General features: G+C 62.5%; 6 protein-coding genes and 1 pseudogene. 4 read left to right on the top strand and 3 right to left on the bottom strand.

Annotated elements, in window-relative coordinates:
- Positions 1-500: 500 nt before the first annotated feature.
- On the top strand, positions 501-3,035 hold the full coding sequence (locus AB0436_RS26450; RefSeq protein ID WP_366470437.1) for a CBM35 domain-containing protein: 2,535 nt from the start codon (positions 501-503) through the stop codon (positions 3,033-3,035).
- 121 nt (positions 3,036-3,156) lie between these two features.
- Positions 3,157-3,990, top strand: coding sequence for a PIG-L family deacetylase (locus AB0436_RS26445; protein WP_366470436.1), 834 nt, complete (start codon positions 3,157-3,159; stop codon positions 3,988-3,990).
- Positions 3,991-4,238: 248 nt separating this feature from the next.
- Here the strand turns inward: AB0436_RS26445 and AB0436_RS26440 are convergent, their stop codons facing one another.
- Positions 4,239-4,745: a DinB family protein gene (locus AB0436_RS26440; protein WP_366470435.1), complete on the bottom strand. Its 507-nt coding sequence runs from the start codon at positions 4,743-4,745 to the stop codon at positions 4,239-4,241.
- 150 nt (positions 4,746-4,895) lie between these two features.
- Between AB0436_RS26440 and AB0436_RS26435 the strand changes: the two are divergent.
- Positions 4,896-5,108: pseudogene (locus AB0436_RS26435) on the top strand (hypothetical protein); the annotation flags it as partial.
- Between the two features lie 511 nt (positions 5,109-5,619).
- Here the strand turns inward: AB0436_RS26435 and AB0436_RS26430 are convergent.
- Complete coding sequence (locus AB0436_RS26430) at positions 5,620-6,792, bottom strand: ISAs1 family transposase (RefSeq protein ID WP_366470434.1); 1,173 nt, start codon at positions 6,790-6,792, stop codon at positions 5,620-5,622.
- Between AB0436_RS26430 and AB0436_RS26425 the strand changes: the two genes are divergently transcribed.
- Positions 6,755-7,453, top strand: coding sequence for a transposase (locus AB0436_RS26425; RefSeq protein WP_366470433.1), 699 nt, complete (start codon positions 6,755-6,757; stop codon positions 7,451-7,453). The two genes, AB0436_RS26430 and AB0436_RS26425, sit on opposite strands and share 38 nt — an antisense overlap.
- Positions 7,454-8,064: 611 nt before the next feature.
- Here AB0436_RS26425 and AB0436_RS26420 read toward each other — a convergent pair.
- Positions 8,065-13,050 carry a DUF6531 domain-containing protein gene (locus AB0436_RS26420; RefSeq protein WP_366470432.1) on the bottom strand — a complete coding sequence of 1,662 codons (4,986 nt, stop codon included), beginning with the start codon at positions 13,048-13,050 and terminating at the stop codon, positions 8,065-8,067.
- Positions 13,051-13,915 lie beyond the last annotated feature (865 nt).

Genomic DNA, 13,915 nt, shown 5'->3' with positions numbered 1-13,915 from the left:
CCCTGCGCGGAGGCCCCGCAGCCGACCGAACAGGTCATGTGGATGAACATTGGACTGCACTGTGAACCGTGACGAGAGAGGACGCTAACCGCTGCGACGAAGAGGGGTCAACCCCGCTTGCGAGCGGCCCGAACGTTCATGTGGGTGAACTCCAGCGACCCGGGCCGAAGTCCCGGAATCCGGCGAACGGGCTGTGGCCTGCGGCTTGTTGGCAAGCTCGTGATGTTGAGAACTGTTTCTTTGTTTTGACTCTTGACCGCAAAACGAACACGACAGCAAACTGTGCCCCGTCTTCCCTCGCTGGGCGAAGGGCACTGCGTGCTCCGGTAGGCACGGCCGGGCACCACCGACTGCCCCTGCCCTGTTCTTCCGGCACTCCCGTGACGAGTACCGCCTCTGTCCCAGCCCGGACGCGACGCGTCCGCGGTGCGCGCCTTTTCACGACACGTCAGCGGAGCAGCGCCGACCGCGCTGTGCCGCAACGAGACGAGGAGCACCTCATGACCGGAATCAACCGTCGCGGCTTCATCAGGGCCGCCGGGCTCGGATCCGCCGCCCTGGCACTGCCGCTGACCGCCGCGGCGGGCAGGGCGAGCGCGAGCACCGGTGGGTCGCAGGCCCTGAAGGCGACCGTGCAGGCCTCGGGCGCCTGGCAGGTGACCGCCAGGGAGCTGGGCTGGACCTTCAGCGGTTCGGTCGGCTCGGCGGCGACCGACATCGCCACCAGGCCGGGATCGGACGCACTGGGCCGCTACACCGAGACCACGTTCACCTTCCAGTCGGGCGCGCGGAAGGGCGGCATCCGGGTCTACAAGGGCGCGTCCTCCGTCGTCTTCACCGACACCTACGTCCGGGCCGGGACCAACGGCAATCCGTTCCCGACCTTCACCGGCTACCCGAAGCTCGCCCACCGGCTGAGCCACAGCGACTGCTTCGGGCGGTTCCAGTTCAACACCTTCTCGGGTGCGTCGGACAGCCCGTGGGTGTTCTTCGACGCGGCGGGCCACACCTTCGTGCTGTCGGCGGCGAACCACTTCCAGGAGGCGCAGACCGGGGAAGGCGCGGACGGCTCGATCGCGGCCGGCGTGATCAGCTCGATCGGCACTCTGCCGGCCGGCTACACCCGGCAGACGATCCTGTCGGCCGCGGCCGGTGTCGGGGCCGCGCACCGCGCCTGGGGCACCGCGCTGACCAGGCTCGCGGGCAAGCCGCTGCCGGCCAACGACGCGGGCGTGATGCTCAGCACCCTGGGCTACTGGACCGACAACGGCGCGGACTACTACTACGAGTACGAGCAGTCCAAGGGCTACACGGGCACGCTGCTGGCCGTCCGCGACGAGTGGGCGTCCCAGAAGATCCCGATGGGCTACCTGCAGCTCGACAGTTGGTGGTACCCCAAGGGCCCGAAGGGCGACTGGAACGACCTGCCGGACGGCACCTCCCGGTACGAGGCGGACAAGGAGCTGTTCCCGGACGGACTCGCCGCGTTCCAGAAGCAGTTGGGGATGCCGCTCGTCACCCACGCCCGGTGGATGGACAAGACGAGCCCGTACCACGGCGAGTACGCGATGTCGGACAACGTCGTCATCGACCCGGCGTTCTGGCAGAGCGTCATGGACTACCTGCGCGACAGCGGAGTCGTCGTCTATGAGCAGGACTGGCTCTGCAACAACGCCAAGCCCGCCGAGAACCTCACCGACGCCGACGCGTTCTTCGACAACATGGCCCACCACGCGGCGAGCGACGGCCTGGACCTCCAGTACTGCATGGCGCTGCCGCGCGACTACCTGCAGAGCACCCGCTATCCCAACCTGACCACCATCCGGGTCAGCGACGACCGCTTCGACCGGCCGAAGTGGGACATGTTCCTCTACGACTCGCAGTTCGCGGGCTCGCTCGGGGTGTGGCCGTGGGTGGATGTGTTCATGAGCGGCGAACTCAACAACCTGCTGCTGGCGAACCTGTCGGCCGGGCCGGTCGGCGTCGGGGACAAGCTGGGGAAGGTCAACGCCGACCACCTGTTCCAGGTGGTGCGTCCCGACGGGGTCATCGTCAAACCGGACGCGCCCGTCGTCCCCACCGACGCCACGTACGTCGGCGAGGCAGCCGGGAAGCTGCCCGCCATGGTGGCGTCCACCCATGTGGCCCACAGCGGGCTGACCTACCGTTACGTCTTCGCGTACGCCCGGCAGTTCGTCCCCCCGGAGCAGACCTACCAGGCGGAGGAGGCGAAGCTGTCGGGAGTGGTCGTCGGCCGGGACAATTCCGGATACTCCGGCAACGGTTTCGCCGACTACCAGCACGCCGACGGGGACTACGTGGAGTGGACGGTGCAGGCGCCCGCCGCGGGCACTTACACGCTGCAGTTCCGCTACGCCAACGCCTCCTTCACCGACCGCCCGCTCGCGGTCGCGGTGAACGGCGGTGACGCCCGGACCCTGTCGTTCCCCTCGACCGGCTGGTGGACGTCGTGGAGCGTCGTGGGACTGACCGTCACCCTGGCCGAGGGTGCCAACACCGTGCGCGCGACCGCCACCGGGTCCAGCGGCGGCAACATCGACTGGCTCGGCGTCACCCGGGGCTCCGTGCCGACCGGCCTGTCCCAGAACGCCTCGTTCACCCTGAAGGAGCTGGGGACGACCGGGCGGGCCTACGTCTACGACTACTACGCCGGCACCGGCGAACTGGTCTCCACGGGCGGCCGGGTGAGCGCCACCGTCACCGACGGCACCTACTGGGTCGTGGCGCCGGTGGGCGACTCCGGCATCGCCTTTCTCGGTGACGCCGGGAAGTTCGTCGCGCACGGCACCAAGCGCATCGAGCACCTGAGCGACGACGGGCACGTGCACGCCACCATCGCGTTCGCGGCCGGCGAGGGGCCAGTGACCCTGCACGGTTACGCGCCGCGCAAGCCGGTCGTCACCGCCACCATCGGAAGCGTCGGCGCGGTCGCCTACGACCGGTCGGCCAAACGCTTCACGGTCACCGCCACCGCGGCGGCGAACAACCGGGCCGCCCTCACCATCAGGCCCTGACCGTGGTCCACCCGGCTCGCTGCTTCGGTCAGATCGGACGGACTCGGCGGTCTGCGGGCGGTCACGTACCGCTGTGCCGCAGACTGGCACCGATCGCTTGACCGACCAGGAGATGGATTTCATGACTGACCGGCCTTTGACGCTGATGGCAGTACACGCTCACCCGGACGACGAGGCCACCGGGACGGGAGGTGTGCTGGGGCGTTACGCGGCGGAGGGCATCCGCACGGTGCTCGTCACGTGTACCGACGGTGGCTGCGGTGACGGTCCGGGTGGTGCCAAGCCGGGCGAGCCGGGGCATGATCCGGCTGCCGTCGCCGAGATGCGCCGAGGCGAGCTCGAAACGAGCTGTGAGGTCCTGGGGGTGGATCATCTTGAGCTGCTCGGGTATGCCGACTCCGGAATGATGGGCTGGCCGGCCAACACCGCGCCCGGATCGTTCTGGAGTACGCCGGTGGATGAGGCGGCCGCTCGGCTCGCCGAGCTGATGGTGCGTTACCGGCCCGACGTCGTCGTGACCTACGACGAGAACGGGTTCTACGGCCACCCGGATCACATCCAGGCAAACCGGATCACGATGGCAGCACTTTCGCTGACCGGGATGGCGTCGAAGGTCTACTGGACGACGGCGCCGCGCTCGATGATGAAGGAGTTCGGGACGATCATGCGCGAGTTCGGCGCGGACTGGGAGGAGCCGGACCCGTCCGAGGCCGGAGCGGGTCCCGAAATCGGCCTGCCCGACGAGGAGATCACCACGTGGGTGGACGCCACTGAATTCGGCAGCCAGAAGTTCGACGCGCTGGCCGCGCACGCCAGCCAGGGTGAGAACATCTTCTTCCTGCGGATGGGCAAGGAGAGGTTCACGCAGCTCATGGGCGTGGAGACGTTCGTCCGGGTCCACGACACCACCGGCGCTCCCCTGCCCGAGAACGACCTCTTCGCCGGCCTACGCTGACCCCGGTCAGCGGCCGCCCCTCGGACCAACCAGGGGCCACCCGGTTGAGCACGAGTGTTGTTAACACCGCGTGGGCTTGATCATGGCGAAGGCCCCCGTGCGTGGTGAAGGTGTCGAATCTTCACCGCACGGAGGCCTTCGTGTCCCAACGTGTCCGCGCAGGCCGCCCGGCAGCCCATGACAAGCGCGTCTACATCTTCCACGGCACCGTCGCCTTGATCCGACTCCGCCCGTGATCTCCGCCGGGTCTAGTAGCCGGTCGCACCGTCGAGCATCTCGCGCAGGATGTCCAGGTGCCCGTTGTGGCGGGCCGTCTCCTCGGTGAGGTGGAGGAGGATCCAGCGCAGATCCACGTGGCGACCGTCGCGGATGGCTCGCTGGGCCTGCTTGTCCAGGCCGTTCCCGGCGACCAGCTCGCGGTAACGGGCGCTCTGTTCAGCGTATTCGTCGAGCAACTGTGCGAGCGGGAAGTCGACGGCAATACGCATCTCGCGGTCGGGGTCCTCCTCTGTCATAGGGGCCCGGTCTTCCTCGCCGAGGAAAACCACTTGGAACCAGTAGTACTCGACCCAGCGGAGGTGGTTGATCACCCCGCTCATGGTCATCAGCGGTGAGCCCGGCAGGAGCGCCTTGCGGGCGTTCTCCTCGGAGACGCCATCACACTTGGCGCGGGCGGTGTCACGTGCGTAGTCGAGAAACGTGGTGAGCTGAGTGCGCTCGTCCCACGCGGGCGGCGTGTCGTCCATTCTGGTCATCGAGCGAAGCGTCCCCGATCACCGCGACCGATGTCGAGGCATTTATCGAAAGACCCAAGCTGCTTCGCCCACCCAGCCCCCTTGCCCGGCGGGCCGCTCCAGCGAATCAGCGCCGGTGGACCGCCCGGCATGAGCCGCCGGACAGGCCCTAGCCAGACCCGCCGGTGCGTCCAGGGCCGGTCGCACCTGTCGAAGGACGCCATGCGCCGCATGGGCGACACCTTCATACCCAGCCCGGAGCGTCTGACCAAGCCCCGCCAGGAACCTGAAGTTGAGATCGCCGCTCACCGCACGGCCCGTCCCGCCGCCGATGATGTGGATCGTGCCGCGCGAACGAGAAAGCCCAGCTCAGATGCTGTCTGAGCTGGGCTTTGAATGAGCCGCCTTCGGGATTCGAACCCGAGACCTACGCATTACGAGTACGAAAGCAATCGTGCCGCCCAGTGATCCGTAGGGCTGCCAGATCTCGTTTGCCTGATGAGAGCACTTGAGCGACACTCGCTCGTGCTGCGTCGTGTTGACCGATCCAAAGGCATCCGCGCTCCCCTTGCGCTCCCCTGTCCACTCTCGGCGTTGCGCAGCACGGCTTTGCTTCACTCCCTGCAACCCCGGCGGGACGACTCGGGCGTGTGGGCTGTCTGATCCACGCCCTTGTCTGGCCTGGATCGCCGAGTCGAGGCTCTCCCAAGGCGTGTTGAGTGCGGAAGATGATGCTTACGGTTGTTGGCATCACACAACTGGGCCGCATTCTGATCAGTCGGTTGCAAGGACAGGGATTTGAATCTGTCGAGCGATTGGATCAGCCCCATCGGTTCGAAACGGTCGGGCGGCCGACTCCCAGGGTCATTGCGTGATCAGGATCTGTCCGGGTTCGTCACGTGAGGCCGAGGGTTTGTAGGGGCCGGAGGTAGTCGCGGCCGGCGTGGCGGAGGGCGGCGGCGATGTTGGTCTGGCCGTCCTGGCGGAAGATGCTGATGGCGAGGTTGCGCAGGGAAGCCATGGTGCGGGGCAGGGTGCCGGTGCGGACCTTGGAGTCGTCCTCGCGGAACGTGCGGTCCCGCACGTGGTGCAGGAGGTTCTCGATGCCCCAGTGGCCTCTGATCCAGGTGACGAGTTCAGTGCAGGTGGCGTCGAAGACACTCAGGCTGGTGATCAGGTAGACGCGCTCGATGGCCAGCTTCCCGGTGCTCAAGTCGCGTCTCCACCGCACCACTTGGATAGCCTGCCGGGCGCCGGGGTAGTCCAGGTGGCTGAACGCGGCGGCTTTGAGCCGGCGGATCTCATCGCGGTGGTGGGCGTGGTCGCGGGTGCGGTGCCCGAGCGGGATGTCCCGCCAGGGCAGCTTCCTGACCTGTGCGTGCAGGCCGGGATGGTTCTTCTTCACGACAGCCACGTAGTGAGCGCCGCGGCCGATCAGATAGGCCCCGTGATCATGCTGGGTGTGCAGGGCGTCGGCGGTCACCACCGAGTTCTGTAGATCCAGGCCGTCCAACAGGGGTGCGAAGGAAGGGATCTCGTTGCTCTTGGAGGCGACCTGCCGCTGGGCCAGGACCACGCCGAGATGGTCCATCGCCGCCAGCAACTGAATCGCCGTGGCGGTCTTGGTCCGCGAACCGCGTACCACCTTGCCGCCGACCGCGATCACCCGCCGCACCGGCCCCGCCTTCGTCTCCGGTTCAGTCGGGGATGGCGTTCTGGCCTGCAGAAACGCGCCGATCGCCGCGTCCAGCGCATCACCGTCCACACGCTGCAGCAGGCGACGCACCGTTGCGGCGTGCGGTACCGGTCGCAGACCGGTGAGTGGATCGGCCGCGAAGCCAAGGACACCCAGCGCATACTGCGGGGCATCCGTGATCCACTCGCTGATCGCGATGAGCGAGCGGGCCCCGGTCAGCACTGCCGATACGGCCGCGCACAGCAACGCGACCGCCGGATACCGCAGTCCCCGCACATCTCGGGGATCGGCGACCAGGATCAGGAAACGCCGCAGGTCAGCGACATCACTTGAGGTGAGGGAATCAGTCGTGGAGCCCAGTTGCTCCAGCACGGAGGGGATCGGCGATGATGTTCGGGCAGGCACTGTCTCGCTCGGTTCTCATGGGTCTCGACAACCACATGATCACCGGCACCGTGCCTGCTCTGCGCTCCGGGGCCCCTTGCCGCACAAAGGACCTGACGACACGTCACTCACGAGACCGGCGAACCGGACCAATCCCAATCACGCAATGACCCTGCACCGCCACCACCTCGCCGCCGATCTCCGCTGCTGGTTCCAGCTCCTCGCCCTGGACGGCGAGCTCGCCAAGGTCACCCCGAAGACCCTGCGCTACCGCATCCTCCACGTCCCCGCCCACCTAGTGCGCGGCCAGCGCAAACGCCGTCTGAAACTCCCCGACACCTGGCCTTGGGCCACGGCGATCATCCGCGCCTTCGAACGGATCCTCGCCCCGCCCCACCCCACCCGACCAGCACGAACGACCTCATCGAGCATCGAGAGGAGGCTCACCCGCAAGCTCCGGGACCGTGGAACCCGACGTCATCCGGCACGTCAGCCGACGCGCACCCCTGACCGGAACCGTCCCCGGACAGGGATCAACGCGACATCACGGACGCAAGACCAACCGGATGTCGCCGTGAAACAACGAGGCCAGGCCCGTCGGGAAGGATCACCTCAGCTGACGTTCAGTCACCCGTCACTGTTCTCCTGAAGTAAATTCCATTTTGACATTGAGAGTCATCATTCGCGATGCAAATTTTGGGACCGCTGTCGTTCTTTACACTCATGATATCGATTGTGCAGTTGGCGTATCGGAGTTCAATGGCGGTTCCTTTTTTCATTGATTTGTCAGTGGAGGTCGTCGACGGGAATTTATATATCTTCCAACTCAGTGGGGCGGGGTCGGCATGACAATCCGCATTGAATTCTGCGACGGCAACGCCGGAGGATGAAAATCCTCCTGATTCATAGAATGTGATGCGCTCGCCCTTGTCGCCAGCCCAAGAGCCGAGAACCTGGCTTCTATTTAGGGGTGCCAGTTGTATCGATGATCCGACGAACAAATAATCGACCAGGACGATTCCTGTCGCAACGATGCAAAGAATCGCTATTATGCAGAAGAGTGCGATCGTCAGTGGGTGCAAACGACGTCGCGGGACTGGAGAACGAGCCCAGTACTGTGGTGGTTGGTTTCGATTTTCGTATCTTGAATTCATGGCTGAGTGCCTTTCTTGATCATGCGAATAGCTGTGCCGCAGACTGTTTGGCGTCTGCGGCACAGCTAGCTAGTACGTGCAGCCGATTGTGGCGACCGCGCCCGAACTAGTATCTGAGAATTTCTGACCAGTTGAATGTTTCCGTCATTGTTGCACCAGGACCCGCTGTGATGTCTGGCATGTCGTACTGATGGTTGAAAGAGTGTTTATCTGTGGTGTTGTTGGCGGTGAATTGCACGGTGATCGTCCTCGATGGCTTAGAGACGGCCGACACAACGCCGTTCAGGCTGTAGCTGCCCAGGAAGGCATCCGCTGGATTCCGGGTCCCAACGCGGCCGTTGCTAATCATGCCAGCAAGGTCCGTCACTAGTTGGGGGATAGTCGCTGGATCCCGGTACCTAGTTTGCCTCTGCTCGCCCTGGACATTGCCATTATTGGTTCGCGCAAGTGTGATGAAATCACTCCGGAGTCCACTGACGGTCGAGTCCTTCTTCAGGTTTTCTAGGAATGATTGACCAGGACCGAAATATTTGGCTCCACCGGATCCAGTAAGCCATTGATATATCAGCGAATACTGATTTCCGCACTGCACGTTGAGGGCAGATCCCACCCCGGTCTTTCGTCCGAGATACCCCGCTCCAATCCCTGCTGTGGTGATGATCGCGTTACTGAGCATGTCGCCTACATGCTTCGCTCCCAGTTTCGCCGCAGCTCCCCAATCGATTCCTGGACTGTGGTGGAAGCAAGCGCCGTCGTTCGAGTTCGGGATCCACCAGCACGTCCCAGCAGGGTCGTACCGATATGTGGGGCCATTTCCGACATAGGCGTACGAGGATTCACCGGGATCTTCTTGGCTCGGGTTGTAGGGATCAGGGCTGGTAAAGCGTCCCTGATCCGGGTCATATGTACGAGCCCGCATGTTGTAACCAAGGGCATCGGCGAGGGAGGCATCCTCACCACCGGCAGGTTCTTTGTACTGTCCTGCGTACCCAAAGTTATTATTCGGCTGATTGGAATCCACGCCAGGGCCGCCAGCGCCGAAGGCACTTGAATACTCGTATGTCTTGGCCTGACTTCCAGAGGCCGTAGTGAGATCGGTGATAGAACCAATCAGATCGCGATGGTAATAATACAAAGCGTCTGTACCGGCACTTGACCGGTGTTCAGATTCTACGGCTCCGTCTGGGTTGTACTCATAGTCCGCGTACAGCGAGCCAGTCGAAGTGTATTCGGCTGCCAACTGCGGGATGTCGTTGTTGATGTCCCAGGCGAGACTGACACCGGTCTTGGTTCGTTTGCTGCGGTTGCCGTCTGAGTCATAGGTGAATCCCCAAGTTTTGCCGCCGGCCGTCATGGAGGTGAGCTGGTTGTTTGGGTCGTATCCGTAGGTCTGGTTCCCAGCTTTCGTCTGGTTGCCATCGGAGTCGTATTCATATCCGGTGGCGGTGGAACCCGTCACGGTTTTGGTGAGTTCGTCAGCGTCGTTGTAGGTGTAATTGGTAGTTGTGCCTTTTGCGTCGGTGCGGGACTTTCGATTTCCTGTCTTGTCGTAGGTGTACATGGTGGTTGGTGCTCCAGTGGGGCATGAGTCGGCTTTGACCGTTGATGAGCATTCCGTGTTGAGGCGCCCGGCGGCATCGTAGGTGTAGTACTGCGATTTGGCTGTGCTCTGACGGGTGCTGTCGACACGCTTGGGCTGGCCTGCTGGATCGAGAACGGCGTGCCAGGCGGAGAGAGTGGTGCCGGCTTTGGTGGACGCGATGTCGGTGAGCTGTCCAGCTGCGTTGATCGTGCGGGCTTCGCTGTAGCCGTTAGCCGTGGGCAGTCTGGTAGTGGTCAGGTTTCCTGCGTCGTCGTAGCCGTAGGTGACGGTGGAGTTATCGGTGGTGGAGGTGTGCCGTTTTCCATCATCGTCGTACGTGTATGTGCTTGTGCGGCCGTGGGGCAGGGTTCGCGTGGCTAGGTTGCCAGCGTCGTCGTAGGTGTAGGCGAATCCCTTGGTTTGGCCGGGCACGGAGACTGCTGTGAGCTGGTTGTTCTCGTTGTAGTCCAGGGTCCGCTTGCCGGTTGCATCTGTGATCTGGTGTCGGTTGCCCGCGGCATCGTAGACCGTGGTTACCGCGGGGGTGCTATCTGAATACTGGATGGTGACCGGCTGCCCCAGGGCATCGTGTGTGGTGGTGGTTTTTACTCCGCGTGCGTTGGTGACGGTTTCTTGGTTCCCGTCTGCGTCATAGCTGTAAGAGACCTTGTGGTTGAGCGGGTCGGTGACGGTCTTGAGGCGGTGGGCGTCGTCGTAAGCGTATGCGGTTGTATGGGCGTTGTCGTCGGTGCGCGTTTGAATGTCTCCGGCGATGTCGTAGCCGTAGGTCGTCAGACCGCCGTCCGGGGCTGTGACTGTCTTGATGCGGCCCAGTTCGTCGTATGTGGTCTTTGTCGACTCACTGTTGGCATTCGTTGCCAGGGTCTGTTGGTTTTGAGCGTTGTATTCAGCGGTCTCTGTGTGTCCGAGCGGGTCCGTCGTCTTTTTCAGATTTCCGGCAGCGTCGTAGCTGTAGGTGGTGGCGTATTTTGCGGGGTCAGTACCGGTGACGTTGCCGCGAGGGTCGACGGAGGTGGTAGGGCGTCCGTCGTGGTCGTAGGTCCAAGTCGTCGTGTGACCCAGTGGTGTTGTTTCGCTCTTGAGGTACCGCGCCGCGTCGTACGCGTACGTAGTGACTTTTCCACGCGGGTCTCTGACAGTCTCTACCTGGTCATCGTCGGTGTAGGTGTAGACCGTGGTCTTCTGCCGTGGGTCGGTGACCGACTTGACGTTGCCGTTTTCGTCGTACTTGGTGGAGGTGACGTGGTTCAGAGGATCGGTCACCTCGGTGGGCCGGTCAAGTGCGTCATATTTAGTGGTTGTGGCAGCCCCGGTCGGGTCGACTGTCTCCTCGAGGTTCCCGTTGCCGTCATACCCGTAGGTTGTCGTGTATTTGGCTGGGTCGGAATTTGGCAGGTTTCCACGCGGTGTGGTGACTGAGACGAGGTGATTTTCACTGTCGTAGCCGTAGGTGGTGCGGTTGTTGATTTCGTCCACTCGGGCCTTGGGGTTGCCCTGCTTGTCATACTCTGTGGTGGAGAACTTCTTGTCGGGTCCTGTTACTTTCTCTAGACGATCTGCCGAGTCGTAGTCGTAGGTGGTGACGCGGGTGAGGGGGTCGGCAACTGTCTTGGTGTTGCCGTTGCTGTCGTAGGTGTAGGTCGTGGTGTGATTATCCGGGTCGGTTGCTTTCCATAGCCTTCCGTGGTCGTCATAGTCGAAATGAGTTGTGTATTTAGCGGGGTCGGCTCCAGGGACGTTCCCACGGGGGTCCGTGGTTGTTTTGATTCTTCCTGCTTCGTACGTATGGGTTGTCTGGTTACCTTCGGGGGTTGTGACCGATTTCAAGAGCCCCGTACTGTCGTACGCGTAGCGCGTTACACCCCCTCCGGGGGCCTGCTCTGTTTCGATCTGTCCGTCGGGTGTGTAGGTGTAGGTGGTGACACCATTTGGGCCTGTGACCGTTTTGATCCGGTCGGAAGTACCGTCGTACCCGTACACGGTCTTGAAGCCTCGGCCGTTGGTGTAAGTCTTGAGGCGGTCGGTGGTATCAAATTCGAACAGTTCGGTGGTTCCACCCTTCATCTGGGAAGCCAGGTTTCCACGGGCATCGTATGTGCGCAGCGTCTGACTGCCGTTGGCGTCGTATTCAGCAGTGTCGTTCAGGTGCTGGTCGTATTCGCGGTCGTTACCGCCCCCTTCGGGCCGGTAACTGTTCATGAGGACACCCGCCTGGTAGATATCCGTCCAGATTCCGCCGTTGGGATCAGTCATGTCGGACTCGCCGGAGCCTGCGGGTGCTCCATTCGTGGAAGTCCAGGAAAAGCTGTAAGAGTTGCCCGAGGCGTCGATCTGCTTCTTGATTCGCCCGGTCGAGGGGTCGTAGAAGTTCTGGGTGACGGTGTTCTGGTTGGGGTCCACCACTGTGGACAAAAGTCCATCGAGGTATGTGTACTTGGTGATGCCCCCGTCGGTTCCTGTCACCGAGGCCAGTTGACCGCCCACATAGCCGTAGGTGACTTTGTGTGTGTCCGGCAGGGTCACGCTGTTGAGCCGGCCCGTTGTCGTGTCGACATCGAGAGTGGTCTCCCGCCCAACTGCGTCAGTGATCTTCGTGAGATTCCCGCCGGAGTAACTGAACGTCAGCCCCTCGCCGCTTCCATTGGTCCAGCTCGACAGAACCCCTGCGGCATCGAAGGTCCGGCTGGTGTGATCGATGTTGGTGACCTTAAAGCCACCGCTCGTCGCGGTGAGCACATATCGCACGGGGGCGGGGGCTGCGTAGGTGCCGTCGCTGTTCTTAGTGAAAGTGATCCGCGCGCCGTCTGACTCGTAGAGTGTGGCTTTGCCTGTTTCGGGGGTTATCCGGGACTCGAAGGAGAGCTTCCACCCCTTTCCCAAGAGGCCGTCGCTGTCCGTCGCTGCTGATGAGTAGTTGCGAGTCAGTGTCAGAGGAAAACCCATACCGGGCACCGTCGTGTCATCGATTGTCTCTGTGACAGCTCCGGTAGCGGTGTTGACTGGGTCGGCGATGGATGTCTGGTAAAAGCAAGTGCACGCACCTGAGAGACTCTGCCCGATACCTGGTGTGTAGATTGCTGGTGCACCTGGGCTGGTCACCGTTGCTGTCCACTTCGTAGGCAGCCAGTACTCTGCATATGTGGGTTTCGCCTCCCCGGGAACCTTGTAGAAGTGGTTGGTCATCTCGGTGGCGTAGGAGAGCTTCGCGTAGTAGACGGTGCCCGCCTTGCCAGCGAACACTCCGTCTACAGCCGACCATACGCAGGTGTGAGGTGCGCTTCCCCCACCTATCCACCTCAAACACTCTGCTGTCGTTTCAGCATCGTTCGCCGAGAACGAATTCTCGCTGTTCATTCTGGTGGCGACCAGCTTGTTATCCGAAGCCTGGTACACCTGCATCCGAATGAACCGTGGTGTTGCTGCTGGCTCCCCTGTCCAATCGGCCGCAACGTTCCAGGTTGTCTGTCCGGGCTGGTAGTTGGGTGCCACCCTAGGATTTGTGGGAGGGTTTGACGGTAGCGCTGATGCCACTCCGGATGGATCCAGCTGAGATTCATCGTTAACGATGTAGATGGAACCCCAGTAGGCTCCCTGGATTACGGGGAGTTGGATGTCCTGCGCCTGAGCTGTCGACAGTGATTTGGCAGGTTGCCCTGCAGTCAGAGGTTTGGGGTCGCTGGACGAGGCCCGTTTCTCTTGCTCTGCCCACTTATTCAGGCGTTTTTCGTGTCGTAGTGCTGGGCCCAGTTCCCGGAGTTGTTGGTCGCGTTTCACCTGGGCTCTTCGCTCATGCGCGGTCATGGCCTTCGCCGGCTTGAGCGGCTTGGACGGGTGCGCAGCGATAGACGCCTTGACGTGTGTTTGTGAACTGGCCTGAGCGGACGCAGCGCTGAGAGCCCCGCCTCCTGCTAGCACGGCCAGTACTGCTGTTGCGCCGATGAGACGCCTAACCCGCGTGCGGACTTGCAGCACGGATCCTCCCCAAGGTGTGCAGGCAACTGCCTGCAAGCAAATAGACTTGCAAATCTTTGCAGGTTCATGACATCTACGGTCAACGTCTCCACAACTCGCCAACGTGACATGTCCCACAGTCTCCTGCGTGCAAGCAGAGAGTCACTTTTTCCATGCACATGCTGGTAGAGCTTTCCAGATGTATGGATCACGTGAGGGCAGTTCTGGAAATGTGCTCGCGTGGTGATCATCACGTGCCTGTAGGTACAACCGTTCGGTATATCTGAGTGCCAAATGGGGAACGCTCTCGCTTCCTAATGCTGTTGTCAAGCAGTCATAGTCACTGGAGGTGCGACTTGATAGCACCGTCGGTCACGGATCAAGGCCCACAGAACGTTGACGC

It is taken from the genome of Streptomyces sp. NPDC051322 (assembly GCF_040689485.1).
In the GTDB taxonomy this organism is placed as follows: Bacteria; Actinomycetota; Actinomycetes; order Streptomycetales; family Streptomycetaceae; genus Streptomyces.
The sequence above is the reverse complement of the archived record's forward strand: the minus strand, read 5'-3'. Positions and strand labels throughout refer to the sequence as shown.